The 23,219-nt window shown below is 36.0% G+C and carries 23 protein-coding genes; 12 read left to right on the forward strand and 11 right to left on the reverse strand.

Annotated elements, in window-relative coordinates:
- Positions 1–167: 167 nt before the first annotated feature.
- Positions 168–2,021 (forward strand): bifunctional homocysteine S-methyltransferase/methylenetetrahydrofolate reductase, encoded by a 1,854-nt coding sequence (locus tag BFG57_RS15490; RefSeq protein ID WP_069718392.1) that lies wholly within the window; start codon positions 168–170, stop codon positions 2,019–2,021.
- The gene (gene metH / locus BFG57_RS15495; protein WP_069718393.1) at positions 2,014–5,439 is read left to right on the forward strand and encodes a methionine synthase; all 3,426 of its coding nucleotides are present in this window, start codon (positions 2,014–2,016) and stop codon (positions 5,437–5,439) included. Before BFG57_RS15490 ends, metH begins: the two co-directional genes overlap by 8 nt.
- A 60-nt stretch (positions 5,440–5,499) precedes the next feature.
- On the opposite strand, the gene BFG57_RS15500 is transcribed toward metH, so the two are convergent.
- Complete coding sequence (locus tag BFG57_RS15500; protein WP_069718394.1) at positions 5,500–6,642, reverse strand: histidine kinase N-terminal domain-containing protein; 1,143 nt, start codon at positions 6,640–6,642, stop codon at positions 5,500–5,502.
- Between the two features lie 321 nt (positions 6,643–6,963).
- Between BFG57_RS15500 and BFG57_RS15505 the strand changes: the two genes are divergently transcribed.
- On the forward strand, positions 6,964–8,709 hold the full coding sequence (locus tag BFG57_RS15505) for a glycoside hydrolase family 13 protein (protein ID WP_069718395.1): 1,746 nt from the start codon (positions 6,964–6,966) through the stop codon (positions 8,707–8,709).
- A 150-nt stretch (positions 8,710–8,859) separates the two neighbouring features.
- Here BFG57_RS15505 and spoVAE read toward each other — a convergent pair whose 3' ends face one another.
- The 3 genes from spoVAE to BFG57_RS15520 are packed head-to-tail and all read right to left on the reverse strand — an operon-like array spanning position 8,860 to position 10,188.
- Positions 8,860–9,213 carry a stage V sporulation protein AE gene (gene spoVAE / locus BFG57_RS15510; protein WP_425388524.1) on the reverse strand — a complete coding sequence of 118 codons (354 nt, stop codon included), beginning with the start codon at positions 9,211–9,213 and terminating at the stop codon, positions 8,860–8,862.
- A 24-nt stretch (positions 9,214–9,237) separates the two neighbouring features.
- Positions 9,238–9,723, reverse strand: coding sequence for a stage V sporulation protein AC (gene spoVAC, locus BFG57_RS15515; protein ID WP_069718396.1), 486 nt, complete (start codon positions 9,721–9,723; stop codon positions 9,238–9,240).
- A gap of 6 nt (positions 9,724–9,729) precedes the next feature.
- A complete protein-coding gene (locus tag BFG57_RS15520; RefSeq protein ID WP_069718397.1) occupies positions 9,730–10,188 on the reverse strand; it encodes a YhcN/YlaJ family sporulation lipoprotein in 459 nt (152 codons plus the stop codon).
- 232 nt (positions 10,189–10,420) lie between these two features.
- On the opposite strand from BFG57_RS15520, the gene BFG57_RS15525 reads away from it, so the two are divergent.
- Both BFG57_RS15525 and BFG57_RS15530 read left to right on the forward strand, forming a co-directional pair.
- Positions 10,421–10,762, forward strand: a complete 342-nt coding sequence (locus BFG57_RS15525; protein WP_069718398.1) for a P-II family nitrogen regulator — start codon at positions 10,421–10,423, stop codon at positions 10,760–10,762.
- Between the two features lie 168 nt (positions 10,763–10,930).
- Positions 10,931–12,316 carry an ammonium transporter gene (locus tag BFG57_RS15530; RefSeq protein ID WP_069718399.1) on the forward strand — a complete coding sequence of 462 codons (1,386 nt, stop codon included), beginning with the start codon at positions 10,931–10,933 and terminating at the stop codon, positions 12,314–12,316.
- Positions 12,317–12,448: 132 nt separating this feature from the next.
- Here the strand turns inward: BFG57_RS15530 and BFG57_RS15535 are convergent, their stop codons facing one another.
- The 5 genes from BFG57_RS15535 to BFG57_RS15555 all read right to left on the reverse strand — a co-directional run bounded on the left by BFG57_RS15535 (position 12,449) and on the right by BFG57_RS15555 (position 18,316).
- Positions 12,449–13,609: an MFS transporter gene (locus tag BFG57_RS15535; protein ID WP_069718400.1), complete on the reverse strand. Its 1,161-nt coding sequence runs from the start codon at positions 13,607–13,609 to the stop codon at positions 12,449–12,451.
- 318 nt (positions 13,610–13,927) lie between these two features.
- Positions 13,928–15,775 carry an asparagine synthase (glutamine-hydrolyzing) gene (gene asnB / locus BFG57_RS15540; protein ID WP_069718401.1) on the reverse strand — a complete coding sequence of 616 codons (1,848 nt, stop codon included), beginning with the start codon at positions 15,773–15,775 and terminating at the stop codon, positions 13,928–13,930.
- A 210-nt stretch (positions 15,776–15,985) separates the two neighbouring features.
- Positions 15,986–16,339 carry a DUF1516 family protein gene (locus tag BFG57_RS15545; RefSeq protein ID WP_083249294.1) on the reverse strand — a complete coding sequence of 118 codons (354 nt, stop codon included), beginning with the start codon at positions 16,337–16,339 and terminating at the stop codon, positions 15,986–15,988.
- 244 nt (positions 16,340–16,583) lie between these two features.
- A complete protein-coding gene (locus BFG57_RS15550) occupies positions 16,584–17,372 on the reverse strand; it encodes an SDR family oxidoreductase (protein WP_069718402.1) in 789 nt (262 codons plus the stop codon).
- Positions 17,373–17,410: 38 nt separating this feature from the next.
- Complete coding sequence (locus BFG57_RS15555) at positions 17,411–18,316, reverse strand: fumarylacetoacetate hydrolase family protein (protein ID WP_069718403.1); 906 nt, start codon at positions 18,314–18,316, stop codon at positions 17,411–17,413.
- 234 nt (positions 18,317–18,550) lie between these two features.
- Between BFG57_RS15555 and BFG57_RS18480 the strand changes: the two genes are divergently transcribed.
- Complete coding sequence (locus tag BFG57_RS18480) at positions 18,551–18,712, forward strand: aspartyl-phosphate phosphatase Spo0E family protein (RefSeq protein ID WP_139125165.1); 162 nt, start codon at positions 18,551–18,553, stop codon at positions 18,710–18,712.
- Between the two features lie 149 nt (positions 18,713–18,861).
- Here the strand turns inward: BFG57_RS18480 and BFG57_RS15560 are convergent, their stop codons facing one another.
- Positions 18,862–20,463, reverse strand: coding sequence for a long-chain-fatty-acid--CoA ligase (locus BFG57_RS15560; protein ID WP_069718404.1), 1,602 nt, complete (start codon positions 20,461–20,463; stop codon positions 18,862–18,864).
- 365 nt (positions 20,464–20,828) lie between these two features.
- Here BFG57_RS15560 and BFG57_RS15565 point away from each other — a divergent pair, with 365 nt between their 5' ends.
- From BFG57_RS15565 to BFG57_RS15590, 6 genes are all read left to right on the forward strand, one after another.
- Positions 20,829–21,050, forward strand: a complete 222-nt coding sequence (locus BFG57_RS15565) for a spore germination protein (protein ID WP_069718405.1) — start codon at positions 20,829–20,831, stop codon at positions 21,048–21,050.
- Between the two features lie 15 nt (positions 21,051–21,065).
- The gene (locus BFG57_RS15570; protein WP_069718406.1) at positions 21,066–21,290 is read left to right on the forward strand and encodes a spore germination protein GerPB; all 225 of its coding nucleotides are present in this window, start codon (positions 21,066–21,068) and stop codon (positions 21,288–21,290) included.
- A gap of 34 nt (positions 21,291–21,324) precedes the next feature.
- A complete protein-coding gene (gene gerPC, locus BFG57_RS15575; protein ID WP_069718407.1) occupies positions 21,325–21,936 on the forward strand; it encodes a spore germination protein GerPC in 612 nt (203 codons plus the stop codon).
- Positions 21,937–21,940: 4 nt separating this feature from the next.
- Positions 21,941–22,117 carry a spore gernimation protein GerPD gene (locus BFG57_RS15580; protein ID WP_069718408.1) on the forward strand — a complete coding sequence of 59 codons (177 nt, stop codon included), beginning with the start codon at positions 21,941–21,943 and terminating at the stop codon, positions 22,115–22,117.
- Between the two features lie 16 nt (positions 22,118–22,133).
- Entirely contained in the window at positions 22,134–22,511 is a 378-nt protein-coding gene (locus BFG57_RS15585) for a spore germination protein GerPE (protein ID WP_069718409.1), read from the forward strand.
- A 135-nt stretch (positions 22,512–22,646) separates the two neighbouring features.
- Complete coding sequence (locus tag BFG57_RS15590) at positions 22,647–22,865, forward strand: spore germination protein (RefSeq protein ID WP_069718410.1); 219 nt, start codon at positions 22,647–22,649, stop codon at positions 22,863–22,865.
- Between the two features lie 19 nt (positions 22,866–22,884).
- Here BFG57_RS15590 and BFG57_RS15595 read toward each other — a convergent pair whose 3' ends face one another.
- Positions 22,885–23,193, reverse strand: a complete 309-nt coding sequence (locus BFG57_RS15595; protein ID WP_069718411.1) for an HNH endonuclease — start codon at positions 23,191–23,193, stop codon at positions 22,885–22,887.
- Positions 23,194–23,219: the final 26 nt, after the last annotated feature.

Raw genomic sequence — 23,219 nt, forward strand, 5'->3', positions numbered from 1 at the left:
CACAGCCATTCTTCTTATTTCCAAGAAGATGGCTTATTTTATTGCTCTTTTAATCAATTCCATGAAATATAATTCAACATTGATAAGTGCAACGTGCGAAATAATGAATAATATTATTTTTATTCGCTTCGTTCCTTTTCTTCATAAAAAAGAAGGTGGTGGAGAATATGAAATTACTAGAACGCTTAAAAGATGAAATCTTAATTGGTGATGGTGCGATGGGTACATTGTTATATTCTTACGGAGTCGATTTTTGCTTCGAAGAACTGAATACATCTCAACCAGAACGAATTGAACAAATTCATCTCGCCTATTTAAAGGCTGGTTCAGATGTTATCCAAACAAATACTTATGGTGCAAACTATATTAAATTAGCTCGATACGGTTTAGAAGATCAAGTGAAAAAGTTAAATGAGCAAGCTTGCCGAATTGCAAAACGTGCAAGTAAAACCAAAGAACAAACACACGTCCTCGGAACAATGGGTGGTTTACGAGGTATAAGAAAGCAGGATATTACGCTTACCGAAGTAAAACGTACATTTCGTGAACAACTTTACCCACTATTAACAGAAGACGTAGATGGATTGTTACTCGAAACATATTATGATTTTACTGAATTAAAAACAGTTCTAGAAATTGCAAGAAAAGAAACAGATAAACCGATTGTTGCACAATTATCATTGCATGAAGTTGGTGTTCTCCAAGATGGAACTCCTTTAGCTGAAGGGCTAAAACAACTTGCCGAACTTGGGGCAAACGTAACAGGTGTTAATTGTAGACTGGGTCCTTATCACATCATTCAATCACTAGAACAAGTACCATTACTAGATCACGCTTACCTATCCGCTTATCCTAATGCAAGCTTACCTGATTATGTTGATGGTCGATTTATTTACGAATCAGATGCAAGTTATTTCGAGCAATGCGCACTTGACTTGCGTGAACAAGGTGTCCGTTTACTCGGTGGATGTTGTGGAACGACTCCTGAACACATACAAGCCTTTCACTCAAAATTAAAAGGACAGAAACCAGTCAGTGAAAAAGTAATTAAACCGTTTCGATCGGAAATTACAGTACAACAAACAAAACGTGAGGAAGTCCCATTACAAGATATTGCTAAAGAACGTCGATCGGTAATCGTTGAGCTTGATCCACCTAAACACCTTGATACTCAGACATTTTTCGAAGGAACAAAGGCATTAAAAGAAGCTGGCATCGATGCATTGACATTAGCAGATAACTCACTTGCTTCTCCTAGAATTAGTAATACTGCCATGGCGACAATAGCAAAAAATGAATACAAAACACGACCACTCGTTCATTTAACATGTCGTGACCGAAATCTAATCGGCCTACAATCTCACTTGATGGGTCTTCATACACTCGGTCTGCATGATGTCCTTGCAGTTACTGGAGACCCAACAAAAGTTGGTGACTTCCCTGGAGCTAGCTCTGTCTATGACTTATCTTCGTTTGAATTAATTCAATACATTAAGCAATTGAACGAAGGAGTGTCTTTCTCGGGAAAACCGCTAAAACAAAAATGTTCGTTCTCAGTTGGAGCCGCATTCAATCCTAATGTCCGTCACTTAGAAAAAGCTGTTCAACGTCTTGAGAAAAAAATTGAATACGGTGCAGATTACTTCATCAGTCAACCAATTTTTTCACGAGTTCAAATTGAGGAAATCTATCAAGCTACGAAACACTTAACTACTCCAATTTATATAGGAATTATGCCACTCGTTAGCAGTAAAAATGCCGAATTCCTTCATCATGAAGTACCGGGCATTAAGCTAAGCGATCAAACGAGGGAAAGAATGGTAAAATGCGGGACTGATAAGGAAAGTGCGCAGTCTGAAGGGATTGCTATTGCGAAAGAATTGATTGATACAGCGATGCAATACTTCAATGGAATATACTTAATTACACCATTTATGCGTTATAAAATGACGGCTACATTAGCTCATTATATTCATCAAAAAGATAACTCATCTATAGAGAGGAAGGTTCATCATGTCTAACAATCAATTTCTCAAACATTTACAACAGCGTATTCTTATATTTGATGGTGCAATGGGCACGATGCTACAAGAAGCTGACTTAAGCATTGAAGACTTTGGCGGACCTGAGTACGAAGGCTGCAATGAATATCTTAACCTCACTTCCCCACAAGTGATTGAATGGATTCACCGCTCTTATCTAGAAGCTGGCGCAGATATAATTGAAACAAACTCTTTCGGTGGAACACCCGTTGTCTTAGATGAATATGATCTCGGTCACAAAGCATATGAAATCAACCGACGTTCTGCTGAGCTTGCTGCAAAGGTAGTTGAAGAATTCTCAACAGACGACCACCCCCGTTTTGTAGCTGGTGCACTAGGACCAACAACGAAGACACTGTCTGTAACAGGTGGGATTACCTTTGAGCAATTAGTAGAAGACTATGAAACTCAAGCAAAAGGCTTAATTGATGGTGGCTCACATCTTCTACTTTTAGAAACGAGCCAAGATACGTTAAATGTTAAAGCTGGTTATCTCGGCATTCAACGCGCACAACGCGCATGCAAAAAATCTCTACCTCTCATTATTTCTGGAACAATTGAACCGATGGGAACGACACTTGCAGGTCAAAATATTGAAAGCTTCTACATTTCTATCGAACATATGCAACCTGTTGCTATTGGACTTAATTGTGCAACAGGGCCAGAATTCATGACTGATCATATCCGTTCACTCTCAAATCTCGCCGACTGTGCTGTACACTGTTATCCAAATGCCGGATTACCGGATGAAGAAGGCAATTATCACGAAACACCACAATCACTGGCTGCCAAACTCAAAGCATTTGCAGAAAAAGGCTGGTTAAACATCGTAGGAGGTTGTTGCGGTACTACCCCTGACCATATACGTGCAATCAAGGATGCTGTAAAAGATATTAAACCACGTATTCATAACGAGAAACGTGAAAACCACCAAGTTTCTGGTATTGAACCATTGATTTATGACGATACGATGCGACCTTTGTTTGTAGGAGAACGTACAAATGTTATCGGTTCTAAAAAATTCAGAGAGTTAATCGTCAATGAAAAATATGAAGAAGCAGCTGAAATAGCACGAAAACAAGTGAAAAACGGTGCTCATGTTATCGATATTTGTCTTGCAAATCCCGATCGTGATGAACTAACAGATATGGAACAATTTATGAAACAAGTAACTCAAAAAGTAAAAGTTCCACTCGTCATTGACTCAACTGATGAGCAAGTTATCGAAAAATCTCTTAAATATTCACAAGGAAAAGCAATCATTAATTCTATTAACCTTGAAGATGGTATTGAACGGTTCGAGAAAACTCTTCCTATTATTAAACAGTACGGCGCAGCTGTGGTCGTTGGAACAATAGATGAAGAAGGAATGGCAGTTACTGCTGAGCGAAAATTAGCAGTTGCAAAGCGTTGCTTTACTATCCTTGTTAACGAACACAACATTTCACCTTCAGATATTATATTCGATCCGCTTGTCTTCCCTGTTGGAACTGGAGATGAAGCTTATATCGGTGCAGCGAAAGAAACCGTCGAAGGGATTCGCCTTATCAAAGAGGAATTACCTGAGTGTTTGACTATCCTTGGAGTAAGTAACGTTTCGTTCGGACTGCCTCCCGCTGGTCGTGAAGTATTAAATGCTGTTTTTCTATATCACTGCACAAGAGTTGGACTAGACTATGCAATCGTAAATACCGAAAAGCTAGAACGATTCGCATCCATTCCTGAGGACGAAGTCATACTTTCAGAAAAACTACTATTTGAAACAAATGATAAGATTTTAGCAGACTTTACAGCACATTATCGTGGAAAGAAAACGAAACAAGTAAAAGTCGAAAAAAACTTATCACTCCCTGAACGACTAGCGAACTATATTGTTGAAGGTACAAAAGAGGGTCTTCTCCCAGATCTCGAACTAGCATTAGATGAATATGATAAACCTCTTGATATTATTAATGGACCATTAATGACAGGCATGGCGGAAGTTGGAAGATTATTCAATGACAACCAACTAATCGTTGCCGAAGTTCTACAAAGTGCTGAAGTGATGAAAGCATCTGTTACATTTCTTGAAGACTATATGGAAGCAACAGATAACTCTGGTAAAAAAGGAAAGATTGTACTTGCAACTGTAAAGGGAGATGTTCACGATATCGGAAAAAATCTCGTTGAAATCATCTTGAGTAATAATGGCTTTGAAGTCATTGATCTTGGCATTAAAGTGACTCCCTCTGAATTAATCTCAGTCGTTCAAAAGGAACAACCAGATATTATTGGTCTCTCAGGCTTACTCGTTAAGTCCGCTCAACAAATGGTACTAACAGCACAAGATTTAAAGCAAGCTAACATCTCAATCCCTATCCTCGTTGGAGGTGCGGCACTCTCGCGTAAGTTCACTGAAAATAAAATTGCTGGTGAATATGACGGACATGTTTTGTATGCAAAAGATGCGATGAATGGTCTTAGCCTTGCTAACGACTTGAACAATGGTGAAATTCCCTTACTACCAAAAACGAAGGCAACTACTGTTATTAAGCAAGAATCAAACAACGTTACATCTACCTTAACGAAAGTGCGTTCTAACGTAGCTACTGATGTACAAGTATTTGTACCAAATGATATGAAACGACATGTACTTAAAGATTATGATCTCTCACAAATCCAACCGTACATTAATCTACAGATGTTACTTGGTCATCATCTTGGTCTGAAAGGAAAAATCAAAAAACTGTTAGAAGAAGGTAACTCAAAAGTAATTGAACTCAAAGCATTAGTTGATGATCTGTTAATAGAAGCAAAACGCGAAAAATTTCTTAAAGCAGCCGCCGTTTATCAGTTTTTCCCAGCACAAGCTGAGGGTGATGATGTTATTGTCTATGATCCGAACAACCATTCCCATGTGTTAAAAAGATTCACGTTCCCTAGACAGCATAAGAAGCCGTATTTATGTTTAGCAGACTACCTTCGTCCTGTATCAAGTGGAGAAATGGATTATGTTGGATTTATGACCGTAACGGCAGGAATCGGTGTAAGAAACAAAGCAGATCAACTAAAATCCGACGGAGAATTTTTGAAAAATCACGCATTACAAGCACTTGCTCTAGAAACAGCTGAAGGTCTAGCTGAACGTGTCCACCAACTTATCCGAGATAATTGGGGATTCCCAGATTCAGTAGAGATGACAATGCAAGATCGTTTTTCTGCCAGATATCAAGGACAACGTTTTTCATTCGGATATCCAGCTTGTCCAAACCTTGAAGATCAAGAATTGCTATTTGATTTACTTCACCCAGAAGATATTGGTGTACAATTAACAGATGGCTTTATGATGCAACCTGAAGCATCTGTTTCTGCAATTGTGTTTGCTCATCCAGAAGCTCGTTATTTTAACGTTAATTAATAAGGAAATTGTAAACCCCTTTACTTCATACTTAAAATGAAGTAAAGGGGTTTTTTCACCCTAGTATACTTTAGTTAATGGGAACTTAATTAAAAAAGTTGTCCAATCTTCTTGAGAATCCACTTGTAACGAACCATTATGCTTTTCGACTATTTGCTTACATACTGACAGTCCTAAACCAGTTCCAACATCTTTTGTCGTTACAAATGGTTCAAAAATGTTACTCTCTAAATAATCAGGTATTTTCGTGCCATTATTAGCTATTTCTAAAACCCCACTGTCTCCCTTTGTGAAAACAGATATTCGAATTAATCGAGATGAAGCAAGGCTTGCTAGCTCCTCAACAGCATTTGTTAAAATATTTAATAAAATTTGTTTAATTTGGTCTTCAACAGCTTCAATATAACAATCTTCATTTAACTCAATGACAACCTCAATAGTTTCTTCAAGAAATTTGGGATAGAGAAAATTAACCATATCTTGCACAATGTCATTCAAATTAACGACATTCATCTCATCATCTAAACCACGTACTTTAGAAAGATACAAAAATTGTGAAAGCTTGCCTTCTAAACTCTCAACTTCATTGTCCACAATCTCAAAATAATATTTAGCTTGTTCATCATTTTTATATTTTTGTGTCAGTAATTTCAAGAATCCTTTAATCGATGTTAATGGATTACGAAATTCATGAGCAAAACTTGCTGCAATTTGTCCAAGAATTGATAAGCGATCAGTATGCATCTCTTGAATAAATAAGTTTTTCTCACGAATGATTTTATCCTTCAACTCTGTATATTCCTTAACTGCATAATATAGAAATTTATGAAACACTTGATCGACCAGTACCATGCCTTCCAACTTTTCTTGCTCATCCAAATCAGAATCTATAATTAATCGATTAATAATTGTTCGACCTACATTAATGTTGTTCACAAGTTCATTAATGTTTACACCTGCCTGTATACGTTCAATAGCAATCTTTCGAGTTAGATGGATAACATAATCTTCATCATCTTCTTTAAGATATTTTAAAATAAACGTAATTGTACTTTCGGCATTCAATACGATCTCATCATAAAACGGATCATCTTTCAACAAATAGATTGTTTCTAGCCAGTTAGCCATAATCTTTTGTTTATGTTCGGTTATAATAGTTACTAACTTCTCAATTATACGTTCATTGAAAGTATGTTGAATCATCACAAACTCCTTACAATTCATTAAAATCACAATTATCACATGTCCACTGATTGATTCCTCTATTCATCAGTGTGAGGTTGAAAGACAACAGACCGTGATAGACGTTTCACTTTATTAAATCCCATGAATAACTTAAATTTTATATCTATCTACTTTAATACTTACCAACCATCATAATTGAAGGAAACAAATTGGTAAACATTTAATAATTATCCTACATCTAGTCCTTAAACTTTACCACAAATTTGAATAAATTATTAAAAGAAGAGGGTATGCTGATCATAAGACTACGTTGTCAGAGTAAAAGTGAGGGGAATTGTAGTGGATAAAGCAGCTATATATCATCGTACAGATGTACCGTACCTATATGGAATTGATCAACAAACGATTGAGATAAAACTTCGTTCAAAAAAAGGGGATTTAACAGATGTCACACTTGTATATGGAGATCCTTACGATTGGCATGAAGGTCAATGGCAAAACACACGTAAGAAAATGAATATCATTGGAAGTGATCAACTTTTTGATTATTGGGTTTGTAAGGTAAAGCCAACATTCAAACGTCTTCGTTATGTCTTTGAAGTATGTTGTGAAACCGAACAATGGACTTATACTGAAAAAGGATTTTATCAAGTCACTACTTATGATGATACATCCTATTATTTCGCTCATCCCTATCTCCATCAAACCGAACAATTTCATGCACCTTCTTGGGTAAAGGATACGATTTGGTATCAAATTTTCCCAGAACGGTTTGCAAATGGTGATTCAACAATTAATCCTCCTAATACCGAGAATTGGGGAAGTCAAAAACCTACGTTCGATAATTTTTTCGGAGGTGATTTACAAGGGATCATCAATCACATCGATTATCTTGAGAAACTAGGAATTACAGGTATTTATCTTACACCAATTTTTTTATCTCCTTCAAACCATAAATACAACACGACAAATTATCGAGAAATCGATCCACATTTCGGAGACAAGGAAATTCTAAAGGCACTTATCACTATGTGTCATGAACGGGGCATTCGCATCATCTTAGATGCTGTATTCAATCACTGTGGTAAAGATTTTCCTTTGTTTATTGATGTTAAAAAACATGGTAGTACTTCTCCTTATTATCACTGGTTTCACACTCATCAATCAGGTTACGAAACGTTTGCTTTTGAAGATTCTATGCCAAAATTTAATACTACACATCCTGATGTAAAGAAATATCTTATCGATATTGCCTGTGCTTGGACGAAGGAATTTCAAATTGATGGCTGGAGATTGGACGTTGCTAATGAAGTTGATCACTCTTTTTGGAGAGAATTTCGAGTTAGAATAAAGGAGATCAATCCAGAGGCATATATCGTCGGAGAAGTATGGCATGATGCCTTACCATGGTTACGAGGTGACCAATTTGATAGTGTAATGAACTATCCTCTCTCTATGTTACTCATCCATTATTTTGGTCAAGATAAAATAGACGCACAAAATTTTCAAGGGAGCATTACTTCCTTACTTCAAATGTATCCACCTTATGTCAACGATGTGTTGATGAACATTATTAGTAGTCATGATACACAAAGAGTTTTAAATGTTTGTAATGGAGAACTCGAAAAAGTTAAGTTAATGTACTTATTTTTCCTCTCCTACCCAGGTAGTCCATGCATTTATTATGGAGAAGAAATCGGAATGAGCGGAGGGGCTGATCCAGACTGTCGGGCATGCATGGTTTGGGATGAAAGTAAACAAAACTTAGATATGTATAACTTCATTCAAAAATGCACTTTCTTTCGTCACACACTTAAACCTTTTGGAAGTGCCGGTAAGTTTCAGTTCATACCATATAATCACATACAAAATACAATTGTATACGAAAAAATAACAGATGATGAAAAGTTACTTTTTTTTATTAATAGTGCCAATGAGCCTGTAGAAATAACAGTTCCAATGTCAACTCACTACAATACCATTCAAAATATATGGACAAATGAAGATGCATGTCATCTTATACAAGGAAATCAATTAACAGTGAAAGTTAATGCACTTGATTTTATCGTTCTCCACTTCCAATAACTCGAAACTCTTACTCCCTGTATGATTGGACAGGGAGTTTTATCTCGTTTCAACTCACACGTATACCGACTAACCTAAAAAATCCGATCCAATTAGTTCACATACTTAAACGTAACAATAATAGAAAACTCCACAGATTAAGGTTTCACCTTAACCTTTTGGCTTAAATAATACAGCACCAAGAAAACCAAATACAATTGCAGCTGAGATACCAGCACTTGTTACTTCAAACATTCCTGTAATTACTCCAATTATTCCGTACTGCTCGGCTTCAGTCATTGCACCATCGACTAAAGCATTGCCAAAACTCATTATTGGAACTGTTGCACCCGCTCCTGCAAAGTCAATGAGATTATCATACACTCCAAAACCTGCTAATATTGCACCTGCTACCACTAATATACTCAATGCATGTGCAGGGGTCATCTTAAACACGTCCATTAATAATTGTCCAATAACACATATAAGCCCTCCTACAACGAATGCCCAAAAATAAATAATCATCAGTACCTCTCCTTTCATTCACGCTTAAATTACACCAAATTGAATGAGAAACGTTTTAATAACTGAAATCACAAAAGCAGCAAATACCCCAAACATAATAACTGATCCTGCTAGTTTAAACATATTTCCACCTGTACCGAGTACAAGTCCTTCTGAACGATGTTCAATTGCTGCCGAAATAACTGCATTACCAAACCCCGTTATTGGAACTGCTGTTCCAGCTCCAGAAAATTGAGCGATTTTATCATAAAAACCAAATCCAGTTATTAACATTGTTATGAAAATTAATACAGCAACTGTTGGGTCTCCAGCTGTTTGTTCTGTAAAATTAAAATTCCTCATGAAAAAGGATTGAAGCATTTGTCCTATTAAACAGATTGTTCCACCTACAAAAAAAGCGAGCAAACAATTTTTAAGTATCGGACGATTTATCGTGTACTCTTTCATTGTTTTTTCATATGCCTTCATCTCAGGTGTTTTTTCGTTATCTTTTTTTTGCAAGTCCTCCACCTTCTCTCAAGTTTGTTTTAATAATTTTTTCACATTTTTCAATTCCTTTTTGAGCTCTTTTTCACTTATTTGATTATCTTCCATTTTCTTTTGAAGCTTTTCTAGCTCAATATAAATTTTATGATCAGTCGTCACTTTTACTTTTTTCTTAGGGAACTCTTTTTTTATTTTTTCCTTGGCTTGCTTAATAATGCGCTCAGAGCGAAATGTGTAGAGATGCTTTAACTCAAGAACTACAATGATATCTTTTTCATACGCTACAGTTTTCATTTTCAAAACTTGCTTCATCGGAAGTACAATATCTCGTACGGCTTGGATTGTTTTCATTTCATTTGTCCATTTATTTTGCTCAACATTTACTTGTAGCGGTGCATTATGTTTTTCAGTCGATTGTTGTGCCCCTTGCTGACACCCACTAAAAATTAACAACATTAGTAATAGCGATAATCCACACCTTACAACCATCACAACTCACCTCATCACATATCTTCATTTATTGATTATCTTTTACAAGAACAATAGTGAAATATGCAGGAAAACATATACATGTTAAATCAAATGTTAATATTCTTAACATTCAAATCTAAATATAAATGAATTTTCAAAAAATTATCTTGATTTTACCTATTTTTTTAGTTATTATATAAAACATAACAAATGATGTTAAAAAAACTAACATAAAGGAGTAGGTAAAACAGTGAAGAAAGTTGAAGCTATTATTCGACCGGAACAATTCCAAGCATTACGCTCAAAACTTGAACAAATCGGAATTCATGGACTAACCGTTTCCGAAGTGGCAGGATGTGGGAAACAAAAAGGAAAAGAAGGAATCTTTCGTGGTAATCGCTTTGAAATTAACCTCTATCCTAAAGTTAAGGTAGAAATGATTATTGAAGAACAGCAAGTTAACAACATTGTTGAAAGTATTCAACTAACTTGCTCAACAGGTGAAGTCGGTGACGGAAAAATATTTATCTACCCTGTTGAAAATGTGATTCGTATCCGTACAGGTGAACATGGATATAAAGCTCTAATCTAATAAAAAGATTCCTTTTCTATTATGCAAACCTTCAAATTATAACAACTAACATTTACTACAAATCATCTAGGTTTCAGACTCCACAAGTTATAGCATTTTTTAATTTTATAAAACCTAATACCCCTTTTCATCAGCTTTAAAGAAAACAAATCGGAAGGATGAAACAATTTGAAGAAAAAGATATTTAGCCTCTCGTTAGTCAGCTTTATCTTTAGCACAACTGCTTACGCTGCTGAAGCTACACCTACAGTTGAATCGGTAATTAGTGCAATGGATATGATGTGGATTATGATTGCCGCATTCTTAGTTTTTTTCATGCATGCAGGTTTTGCAATGGTAGAGACTGGATTCACCCGTTCCAAAAATGCTCTTAACATTCTAATGAAAAATATGATGACGATCTCTATTGCATCTATTCTTTACTTCGTCGTTGGTTATGGTTTAATGTTCGGAAATTCAACAGGTGGATTGATAGGGACAAATGGATTTCTTTTAAAAGGACATGAAGATCAAGTTGGGTTCTTTGCTTTCCAAGCAATGTTTGCCGCTACTTGTGCGACTATCATTTCTGGAGCAGTAGCTGAACGCATCAAATTATCTTCCTACTTATTATTGACCGTTCTCATGACAGGTCTCATCTATCCCGTTGTCGGTCATTGGGTTTGGGGTGGAGGATGGCTTGCTCAAATGGGATTCACTGATTTTGCAGGTTCAACTGTTGTTCATTTAACTGGTGCTTTAGGTGCAATTGTTGCTGTTTCATTCCTTGGAGGGCGGATAGGCAAATATTCAAACGGTAAAGTTAATGTCATTCCAGGTCACAATATCCCTCTTGGAGCATTAGGTGTGTTTATTTTATGGTTCGGATGGTTTGGTTTTAATGCAGGAAGTACACTTGCTGCAGATACATCACTCGTACCTCATGTTGTCACTACAACATTACTCGCAGCAAGTGCTGGTGTGATTGGAAGTGCGTTATATTCTCAATTTAAATACAAACGAATTGATGCCTCACTTACTTTAAACGGCGCTTTAGGTGGGTTAGTAGGAATTACGGCTGGCTGTGCAAACGTTTCGTTTATCGGAGCAGGTATAATTGGTCTTCTTGCAGGTATTATTCTTGTTGAAGCTGTTGCATTTATCGATCAAAAATTAAAGCTAGATGATCCAGTAGGAGCGATTGCTGTTCATGGAATTTGTGGAATTTGGGGCACGGTAGCAGTTGGTCTATTCGCAATTGAAGGCGGACTATTTTACGGTGGAGGCATAAGTCTTGTCTCTGTTCAACTCATTGGTGTAGTTGCTGTTATCCTTTGGACTGTCGCATCAGTTTCAATTTCGTTATTCATTTTAACACGGTTCACTTCAATCCGTGTATCACGTGAAGAAGAAATCTCTGGTCTTGATTTCGCTGAACATGGTTCATCTGCATATGAATCAACAAAGAGTATTTTCAATGAGAATATGGGAGAAAGTAACGGTACTTTCGGAGTTGACTTAATTAAACGACTCGACGGTATCACTCCTAACAAAGCAAAAACAAAAACTAGTTAATCCGTCCAAACTTGGCTGTTGCTTGAGGGGCTGCAGCCAACAAAACCCCTATATCCTCGTGGACTCCAACTCTCCTGTTTCAACCTGCAGCACTAAATGCTGCAGGTCTTTTTTATCCCCTTATTTCTCACATTAAGAAGTAAATGAGACGTCACGTCTATATCTCCAAAACTGATATGATACGAAAAACAACCCTAAGTTCATCATTAAAATAACCATATATAATGGTAACTTTTGTTCTAGAAGCGGAAAAATTAGAAAACCACAAAAAAAGCCTATACGTACGAAAACCTCATTTATTCCTAGCACACGATTAAGATATATTGAATGTGTACTCTGCACTAACGTTGCATGAGAAATTTGAAAACCTGATTCTATAAAACCAACTAGTATTAAAATGAACACAACAAATATAAGATTATCGTTCAAAAAAGGCAGTATCATCAAAACACTATATACAAACCCTACTAACGGAAGCACACGGTTTGGTAAGGATGTGTTACATTTGAAATAAATTGCTCCTAACAATGTTCCGACAGCAACAGATGACCACATCAGCCCATTTGCAATTGAATGATATTCCGCAAATTCTGTAGAAAGTAACGGAAGTCCAAAATTGTATCCCGAAACGGCAAACGCATAAACACCACTTCCAATAATAAGATGACGTAATAACGGCTGTTCACTGAACAATTTCTTCAACGATTTGTTTTCATTAACAAACGGTGTCGTTCTTAGCTCTTGTCGGTCATTCGTCTCTTTTTCTTTAAGTTTTAAAATTGTAAGTAGTGAGACAAAATAGGTAATTCCATCAAATAACAAGACCATTCGATAGCCGAATTTATATGCAATTATACCACCAACAAGAAAACCAATTATACTAATAACAGAAGTTATCTTCATGAGTAACGAGTTTATTGACACAAGCGCATGCTTTCCAAACAAATCAGGTAGTATCGCTTGGAAGCTTACTTGAAATATAGGATACATTGCTCCAATTAAGCCTGCACTTACTATAACTGTCACTGGAGATGGATATATACATAGTACAATCATTGTTATCCCACATAACAAATCACCAATAATCATTAAACGCTTGTTACTAAAAGAAATCGGCAACACACTTATGATGACACTTGATAAGATAGCCCCAATCTGTCTACTTAGAAAATATACTGCAAGCCATATACTACTATTTGTATTTGCAATCAAAAATGATGTAGACGCAATAAAATTTATACGACTAGCAAAATCTGAAAATCCTTTTCCATACAGAAATAAATATTGATTCATTTCTAAACCTCCTGTTTTGAAGGTGGTTTAGAAAGGTACGCCCCCTGTTAAGGGCGTACACTGATATTAATCTTTAACATACATTTACCTCCTGAAATAATTTATAATTTCTATCTTCTCAATTGAGGGGACGGTCTTTCTATTCATCACCTTTTATCTTTCAATTAAAATTATAGCAAACTTTCTTTTAAAATTAGCATTGCATCACAAACTACAAATAAAATCGTTCACCCTATATCTATTGTATATTTAAGCTCAATGACAGAACTTTTCACTTCTGTTATTACACAATAAAAAACCCCTTCATATTGAAGAGGTTTACTGAACGATATTCACATTATATTGCTCTAGCCAGTAGTTTGTTTGTGCTAAATATGCGATTAATTGTGGGCCTGTCATCAACTGGCCAAAAAATGGAGTCTGAAATGATTCACCCGCTGAATCAGAAAGCTCTTTAATTTTTTCATATTCAAAAAATTCAAATAGCGGAGCGTTTTTATTCGAGAGAATCTCATTCATCCATCCTTGAACTGCGACTGTATAATTGGGGTTATGTGTTTTAGGATATGGACTTTTTTTCCGATAAAGAATTTCATTTGGCAATAACCCTTCAAGTGCCTTTCGTAAAAGACCTTTCTCACGATCACCATGCATTTTCATTTCCCATGGTATATTCCATACATATTCAACAAGGCGATGATCAGCGAAAGGCACACGAACTTCTAATGATGCCCCCATACTCATTCGATCTTTCCGATCTAGTAGAGTAGTCATAAACCAAAGCATATTTATATAAAACAATTCCCTTCGTTGTCGCTCCTCAATCGATTCACCATCCAACCGTGGCATTTCCGATATCGTTTCATCGTAACGGTCTTTCACATACCCTTTCAAATCAAGTTTCTGTTGCCAATGTGAATCGAGTAGACTAATTCTTTCATTCATTGAACGCATCCAAGGAAATCCTTCTCTCTCTAAATCTTCTTTCCTATGGAACCAAGGATACCCTCCAAATATTTCATCCGCACACTCCCCTGATAAACTTACAGTCGCATGTTTTTTAATTTGCCTACAAAACCAAAGCAGTGATGAATCTACATCCGCCATTCCAGGGAGGTCTCTTGTAATTACCGCTTCCTTTAATAAATCAGTTAATTCCTCGGTACCAATAACGCATCTGTGATGGACAGTATTAAACGTATCCGACATTACCTCAATATAATGTTTATCAGAGTTAGGTTGAAACTCAGTCGCCTTAAAATACTTCTCATTATCAACATAATCAATTGAAAATGTATGAAGCTGTTCATTTCCCACGTTAGCATATACGTTTGCAGCACGAGCGGTAATTGCACTAGAGTCCAGTCCACCTGATAAGAATGTACAAAGTGGAACATCTGATACAAGTTGACGCTCAACCGTATCTAGAAATAGACTTCGAACATTTGCTACTGTTTCATCAAACGTGTCTGTATGCTCGTTACTTTTTACATTCCAATAACGCCACACTTTTAATCCTGACCTAGTCAATTTCATACAATGTCCGGGTCGCAACTCCTTTATGCCTTTAAATACACCATGTCCTGGGGAGCGTGAAGGTCCTAAACCAAGCACCTCCGACATTCCTTCTGAATCGACCTCACATTTCACATTAGGGTGAGCAAGAATCGCTTTTAACTCAGAACCAAACAACAAACTTCCCCCACTATCACGGTAAAAAAATGGCTTTACACCTAATCGATCTCTCGCCATAAATATTTGTTGATTTGCTTCATCCCAAACTGCAAAAGCAAAAATACCGTTCAAATGCTCAACACACTGTTCCTTCCATTCAATATAGGAAGTTAGAAGTACTTCAGTATCTGAGTGCGATTTGAATCGGTATCCTCTTTGTAACAATTCTTTCCGAATATCTTCTGTATTGTACAGCTCACCGTTGTATACGAGTGTATATTGAGAACCATCTTTTTCTTTTGTCATCGGCTGCCTACCGCCCTCAGGGTCTACAACAATTAATCGAGTATGCCCGAAAGCTGCATGTGTTGAAGTCCATATTTCCAAAGCATCAGGACCTCGTTTGTTCAAAGTTTGTGCCATTTTATGCACAGTTTTGTTAGCGTGACGTAGATCTTGATTCCAATCAATCCAGCCAGTTATTCCACACATGGTATTCATCCTTTCATCATGCACAAGTCGTTTTTCACACAAGTAGCCCTTATAAATCTAACTTATGCAAAAAAATGAATTGAATGACTTTTAAATAGCTATATATAAGGAATATCACAAGTGTAAAGTACTGTCCTAGCATTTTAAAGATTGTTACCTCTAGATACCTCCTCTTTCACTCCAAATAAAAAAACTGCCTTAGCAGTTTTTTTAACCGAGTACTCCATATCCAAGAATAAATACTAAGATAAGTGCAATAACAAATTGGATAATTGAACCTTTAATTGGCTTACCTTTCGTACCACGAACGAGTGTCATTTCCATTGTTGAAATAACCCATAATCCAACTAAACCTTTTACAATTGCCATTGGAGCCATTTGCCAAACAGCAAACAATAAGTGGGAACCTGTAACCAACACAATAATATACATAAGACGTAAGATCATATGCAAAGCTTTCGGTGGTTGACCTGTTCTTAACTTCATCGCACAGATTATGAATAGAATTAACGTAATTGTCCATCCAGTAACGTGTGAATGTAGCATGATCATAGTAATATTCATATCTTCCCCTCCTTACTAGACTACTAGTACATTATAAACGAACTTATATTAGAAACAAAATTATTATCTATTAATAAAGTTAGATTCATACACAAGCGTTACTTACAGTTATACTAGAATAAAACTTTTAGTTCAACATAAGGTTGCTAGCAATAAATTGAAATAATCCGTTCAAAACAATGTTCTAAAGAAATCTATATTTTATGAGATAATGCAAACGTTATAGCTCATTCAATAGAAATTCTTATAGAGCCTTCACCATTCCTCCATCAACTAATAAAGCTTGACCCGTAACATACGTATTCGCATCTGAACATAAGAACACTGCTGTTGTCGCAAATTCCTCAGGAGTTCCGTAACGACCAAGGGGAATGACAGATTTCGTTCTTTCTATTACTTCTTCCACCGATATACTCTGTTTATCTGCGATAACCTGGTCCAACTGAGCAACGCGGTCTGTCGCAATCCTGCCCGGCCCAAGTGTATTAATTAATATCTTATCAGGAGCAAGCTCAGTAGCTAAACTTTTTGATAATCCAATTACACCTGCTCGAAATGTATTGGATAATATTAGTCCTTCAATTGGTTGTTTAATAGAAGAAGATGCAACATTTAAAATGCGTCCGCCACCTTGACTTCGCATAAATGGGATGACCTCTCGAATTGCACGAATATAACTAAACAAATTCAATTCAAATGCTTTTTGCCAATGTTCATCATCAAAATCATTAAACTTTCCTGCTGGTGGACCACCTGCATTATTAATTAGAATGTCGACACGACCAAAAATATCAACTGTCTTATTAACAAGAAGTTTTATATCTGATGAATTTGTTAATTCACAAGGAAAATAAGTAACATTACTACCAGTCTTTTTCGTAATATCTTCTGCAACTGCTTTTAATTCGGTTTCACTTCGACTCGTTAACATAACATTCGCACCCTCTTGTGCAAATTTTGCAGCAATTGCTTTACCCAAACCTTTACTTGAGGCTAGTACTAGTACTACTTTTCCCTTTAAGCCTAAGTCCATTTTAAAACCTCCTAATAAATAGGCTAGCGACTTTATCATTAAGCTTCAATATAATTTCTTAAAATACCTAACTGCTCAATCTCTATCTCTATAACATCATTTGGATTTAAATATTTAGGTGGTTGAAACCCTTTACCTACTCCTGCCGGCGTTCCTGTTGCAATAATATCACCAGCCTCTAACGTCGTAGCTTGTGAAATAGTTGAAATCAAATTAGGAATATTGAAAATAAACTGCTCTGTAGTTGCAGATTGTCTTACTTCTCCATTTACTTTCGTTTCTATTTTTAACTGATGAGGGTCCTGAACTAACGATTTATGTACAATTGTTGGTCCCATTGGACAAGAAGTATCCATGCTTTTCCCTAATAAAAATTGCTTATGCTTCGTTTGTAGATCACGAGCAGTAATATCATTTATAATAGTGTAACCAAACACGTACTCCATTGCATTCTCTTCACTTATTCTATTACCCGTTTTACCGATTACAACAGCAAGCTCTCCCTCATAATCCAATTCACTCGTTACATGTGAATGATTAAGAATAACCGAATCAGGTCCTGTAACTGACGTAGGTGCCTTTGAGAAGAGCATTGGTGCCTTTGGAATATCTGCTTCACTTCCCATTTCAATCGCATGTGCAGCATAATTTTTTCCTACACAAAAAATATTTTTACGCGGCCTTGGTATAGGAGCAAGAATTTCAACTTTCGTTATATCTTCATATACGTTTCCAACAGTTGTATTCTTAACCAACAATAAAATTTCTTCAACTTCCTTTAAAAAACTATCTCCTCTATCTAAACAACGCAGAAAATCTGATAAATAGGATGCATGTTTCCCTAATAGTTCAGCTGCACTTTGTAAGTTAAGAACCATCTTCCCCTCTTCGTCCATTATACCAACAAATACTCGTTCTCCCTTTTTCGCTGTAACAAAACGCATTGTTGAATCCCTCCTATTACTACACTCTTTCTATACAACATTCTATTCCATATACTGTAGCCCTGCAAATTTTAATAATTCAAATATTCAGTGAGTTGCCACATCTTAAATCCTTAATTACTAAAAGCATGACTTGTTTTGTCATTTCATTTGTTCTTTTGGCGAAAGTGTTTAAATAATTATTAAATTGTCGCATAATAGACAAGGATTTAAAAAACAAATGAGGGCTGATATATCTTGAAGAACAATATCGAAAAGCAAAGAGAAAAAATGATAGCTGCTGCCAAAATGTATGGCTATTCATCAAAGTTAACGGTCAAATATAGTCAAGAATTAGACAAGATGCTTAATGTCGTTTTATTTGAAAACAACACTGGACACGAAAAAATATCATAACTAGAAAGATCATGTTACTATCTTCTTACTTACCAAAAAAACTGTCTAAAAAATATGCTTTTACACTAAAAAAGCCTAAAGAGTTATGAATTCTCTTTTAGGCTTTTGCTTCATTCCCATGTCAATCAATTATACATATTTATTGATTGTTAATTAACGAAACGTCCGTCCTTTATCTTTCCTTTTTCTTCCCATTTTTGGTTACGCAAATGTACTTTTTGAATTTTCCCCGATGCAGTCTTTGGTAATTCATCTACAAACGTGACTCCTGTAATCGCTTTAAAATGAGCAAGGTTTTCACGAGAGAATTGAATGACTTCTTCTTCCGTTAACTGAAAACCTTCTTTGACAACAACGAATGCATGAGGTGTCTCACCCCATTTTTCATGTGGAAGTGCAATAACAGCAGCCTCTAAAACATTCGGATGGTCATACAGTACACCCTCCACTTCAATTGATGAGATATTTTCCCCCCCACTGATAATCACATCTTTTTTTCGATCAACGATATCTACGTTACCAAACTCATCAATCGTTCCCATATCACCTGTATGTAACCAGCCATTTTTTATTGTTTCAGCTGTAGCCTGATCATTCTTCCAATACCCCACCATTACACCATTACTTCGCACAACAACCTCACCAATAGCTTTATCATCATGTGGAACTTCTTCACCAAGATCATTAACAACTCGAACTTGACATCCTACAATTTCATGCCCTGCTTTTGCTTTTAATTTATATTGTTCCTTTTTTGGAAGTTGCTTCATATTAGAACGAATCCGAGAAATCGTACTTAAAGGGGAAGATTCAGTCATACCATACACTTGTATGAACTCCCAGCCAAGCTCTTCTTCCACACGTGTTACGAATGCAGGTGGTGGTGCAGATCCTGCAATAACTACACGTAAATGATGATTCATTTCAACCTTGTTTGCTTCATAATATTGGATTAACGAATTTAATACAGTTGGAGCCATATGCATTGACGATACTTTATGTTTTTGAATTTTTTCAAAAATCGCTTCAGGAGATGCTTTACGTAAGCAAATATGCGTTGCCCCATTTGCTGTATAATAGAAAGGGGCACCCCAACCATTAACGTGAAACATAGGTAAAATATGCAGATAAACGTCTTCATCTGAAACTCTAAGATGATGCATCATTGATAACGCATGTAAATAGTTGTTACGGTGAGTAAGCATAACCCCTTTGGGATTTCCAGTTGTACCACTCGTATATAGCAAGGAGCATACGTCATTTTCATCAAGTGGTGTACGAGTAAATGCTTGAATTGAATGTTCATTTAACCACTTATCATAGTCAATTTCAGTTGAATGGTCATCTGCATAATGGACGATAATTTTTTCAACAGTTTCGAGTTTATCCTTAATTGGTTCAATCATATGATATAATTCTTGATCGCAAAATAATAACCTTGACCCACTATGATTTAATATAAATACGTAATCTTCAGGCTTTAAACGTATATTAAGTGGTACCATCACTGCACCTAATTGAAAAACACCATAGAAACCTTCTAACATCTCAACTGTATTTGGTGCTAAATAAGCGATTCTGTCACCCTTCTCTATCCCTAAGTGTTTCAAACCGTGTGATAGCTGATTTACACGCCCATTCAACTCTTCATATGTAAATTCTCTTCCATCATCATTAATAACAGCTTTTTTTTCACTATACAACCTGACTGAACGATCCAAAAATTCATTTAATAATAATGGTACTTGCATATTCATCCCCCTTTATTTTTAGAAAATTCAAATACTTTTATTTTAAATATACCACTTTTTGGTTTGAAAACGAATCAATTTTTTGACTATCTTTTTACAAAAAAATGACACTATAAAGGTTAGTTAGTAGTATATTAATCGCGATCAGTTGTAGACTACTGCTTTTTACAACATGAAGCATACCTTTACTTCATAACGCATAGATTGTCATAAAGGAAACTATGTTTAGGATGTGTCATCTGACGCTGAGATTCTCAATTCAAAGCTATACATGGTCAACAAAGTTTAGTATCAGTATCAGCGTGCCAAATGAAAACTCTACTGATGGAATTTTCACTTTATCCCTTGATAAAAGGAGCATGCTTATGCCAGCTTTTGTTGGAGCAGTAAATGTGAACAGCATGGGTACTGCTGCTGTTTTTAATATCGGTGATGTTTATACAATTGCACCTGAAAGCTCAGCAAAAACTTTCTCTGGTGCCGGTTCATTTAATACTGCTGAACGGATCCAATTACGAAATGATTATAGCGTTACAAATACGTACGATAACGATTTATATGATCAGCCAGTTACTGGAAACCTATAAGTTGGAGGGATTATGATGGCTACCATTGTTAACCAACAAACAAATTATTACGTCAATCAACAAATTAACATTCATACCATCAAAATCGGCGGAATTTCAAACTCATCCTTCTTACAAATAGGAAGTGCAGGTATTATTAATTCTTGTTCTAATTTATATAATTCTGGGGGTTTTAAAGAGGCTGCTCCTCAAATAGCTGAACCTACTTCAACTTCACTTGTCCCATTAACAAGCCCTTAAACAACATATATTTTAGATAAGAGGAGGATTTTTCTTGTGGTCAAACCATCATTATGGTCATTATCTTTCAAAACTTCAAGACTATATTCAACAACAAACCCAACGAATCGATCAATTAGAAGAAACGATAGTTGAACTAAAAGACCAACTTTCATCGATGCAAAATAACAACGGGAATGGAATAGAGAAAATAGAGTATCATTTTGATCAACTTAAGATTGAAACACTTGAGGGAACTTTAAATATCGGACTAACTCCTAATACACCTGGAGAGATAGAGGATTTTATAAATAGTGAAGAAGCGCTAGAGTCTTCACCACAAGTCATGAAAACTCATCCAAATCTTTTGCCAAAGATAAAACATCAAATGGAGCATTTTCTAAGAAAAGATTGCAACAACCTGATCCAAAGTAAAGCAAATGAATTACAGTACCCTATCGATGTTACGATGTACCCGTTTATTTTACAAGACATACAAAATCAACTGGATAATCGAATAATGAGTTATCTAAATCAAGTTACACCTCATCAAGTCCAAAAAGATGGTGAGGAGAAAGTCGTTCAACATATTTGTTCAACCATTCAAACAGACATCGAAAATGGTATTCATACATTTATGCAAAATATGCTTCAGAAGGGAATGTGACATTATGATCTTCAACGTCAATAACGGTGAATTGTGTGTAAATAACATTCAGATCGACGGTGTATCAACATCTTCTGTCGTATTGATCGGTGATACTGAACGAATTAGTTTATCCTCTACTTTTGATACACCTCCTGAGTCTTTAATTATCGGACCATTTGTGCCGTTTGCACCAGAATAATAAGGAAGTGAAGCACATGGTAAGAGTTTCTCATGTAGGTAAAATCGACCTCAATGCTTTATCCTTTACATCCACATTTGAGATTGGTGATTCGTGTCAGATTTTTGCTTTTTCAAGGGTATTTGCAGTTCAACGTCAAGAACAAATTTTTTACTCGGAAGAAGGAAACTTTTCCGAATTCCCTATTTTTAATAGATTATTGCCACATCTAGTAACAACTGAACCTATCGTAATGAGAAGGAATAATATAAGTAAAAAAATATGTGTTAATAACCTAGACATTCTTGGTGTATCAACTGCTTCTATACTTCATATTGGTTCAACAAGATGCATCATAAATGAATCGAGAGTAAAGCACATTCGACAACTCACCGAACCCAATGATCGAACATAAGCTAATTGTATTGCATATGATTATAATTAAGTAGAATTACTTGGAGGGTAGATGTTTATCTTTAGTATGACTACATTAAAAAAGGATACCTACACTCTTAAGTGCTAAGTAAACCCAATTCAAAGGGTGTTGAACATGCCTTCAATTATCGGTGGACCAATCAACATTAACAGTGTCAGCGGGATCGTTAATTTCGGTGATTCATTGAATACTTCTCCAAAGAGTGCTTCTAAACTCGTTACTGGTTCAGGGGGAGCTAATACTGGTAACTTCGTCAACACCAACAATGGCATTAGTTTAACAAACAACTTTGATCCAGATGTCGTCGATCAGCCCACTGTTGGAAATGTATAAGGAAGAAGGCAACACTTTCTTAGTGAGTCTTCTTCCTTATATGATTAGATTTTTTCAGTGTCACCAATTTTTCTGATGGCTGTTTACGAATCCATTTTAAAAATTTCTTTATTTGTTCATCCTCTCTTAGTGTACAAAGTGAATGTAACCGTGTTGACAATTCAACATTTGTATAGAGCGCATGAATTTGACGATGACAAGCTATACAAAGGTTAGCTACCTCACTGTGAGTGCCTCCCATTTCTTTTGGAATAAGATGATGAATTGTAGTCTCTACATCTCTTCTACCACATAACTCGCACACTCCAATAGCCTTGCTCTTCCCCATTTGATCAACTCCTTTTCCAATAACGC

The sequence above is a fragment of the Bacillus solimangrovi genome (assembly GCF_001742425.1).
GTDB lineage: Bacteria > Bacillota > Bacilli > Bacillales > Bacillaceae_N > Bacillus_AV > Bacillus_AV solimangrovi.

Excerpts from the sequence above, each read along its gene's own strand:
- BFG57_RS15520 (WP_069718397.1), bottom strand. The coding sequence starts at position 10,188 with ATGGTTGTAAGGTGTGGATTATCGCTATTACTAATGTTGTTAATTTTT.
- BFG57_RS15550 (WP_069718402.1), bottom strand. The coding sequence starts at position 17,372 with ATGGACTTAGGCTTAAAGGGAAAAGTAGTACTAGTACTAGCCTCAAGT.
- BFG57_RS15490 (WP_069718392.1), top strand. The coding sequence starts at position 168 with ATGAAATTACTAGAACGCTTAAAAGATGAAATCTTAATTGGTGATGGT.
- BFG57_RS15565 (WP_069718405.1), top strand. The coding sequence starts at position 20,829 with ATGCCAGCTTTTGTTGGAGCAGTAAATGTGAACAGCATGGGTACTGCT.
- BFG57_RS15570 (WP_069718406.1), top strand. The coding sequence starts at position 21,066 with ATGGCTACCATTGTTAACCAACAAACAAATTATTACGTCAATCAACAA.
- BFG57_RS15590 (WP_069718410.1), top strand. The coding sequence starts at position 22,647 with ATGCCTTCAATTATCGGTGGACCAATCAACATTAACAGTGTCAGCGGG.
- BFG57_RS15555 (WP_069718403.1), bottom strand. The coding sequence starts at position 18,316 with ATGCGTTTTGTTACAGCGAAAAAGGGAGAACGAGTATTTGTTGGTATA.
- asnB (WP_069718401.1), bottom strand. The coding sequence starts at position 15,775 with ATGTGTGGAATAACTGGCTGGATTGATTGGAATCAAGATCTACGTCAC.
- spoVAE (WP_425388524.1), bottom strand. The coding sequence starts at position 9,213 with ATGATTATTTATTTTTGGGCATTCGTTGTAGGAGGGCTTATATGTGTT.
- BFG57_RS15545 (WP_083249294.1), bottom strand. The coding sequence starts at position 16,339 with ATGAATATTACTATGATCATGCTACATTCACACGTTACTGGATGGACA.
- BFG57_RS15585 (WP_069718409.1), top strand. The coding sequence starts at position 22,134 with ATGGTAAGAGTTTCTCATGTAGGTAAAATCGACCTCAATGCTTTATCC.
- metH (WP_069718393.1), top strand. The coding sequence starts at position 2,014 with ATGTCTAACAATCAATTTCTCAAACATTTACAACAGCGTATTCTTATA.
- BFG57_RS15580 (WP_069718408.1), top strand. The coding sequence starts at position 21,941 with ATGATCTTCAACGTCAATAACGGTGAATTGTGTGTAAATAACATTCAG.
- BFG57_RS15595 (WP_069718411.1), bottom strand. The coding sequence starts at position 23,193 with ATGGGGAAGAGCAAGGCTATTGGAGTGTGCGAGTTATGTGGTAGAAGA.
- BFG57_RS15500 (WP_069718394.1), bottom strand. The coding sequence starts at position 6,642 with ATGATTCAACATACTTTCAATGAACGTATAATTGAGAAGTTAGTAACT.
- BFG57_RS15535 (WP_069718400.1), bottom strand. The coding sequence starts at position 13,609 with ATGAATCAATATTTATTTCTGTATGGAAAAGGATTTTCAGATTTTGCT.
- BFG57_RS15560 (WP_069718404.1), bottom strand. The coding sequence starts at position 20,463 with ATGCAAGTACCATTATTATTAAATGAATTTTTGGATCGTTCAGTCAGG.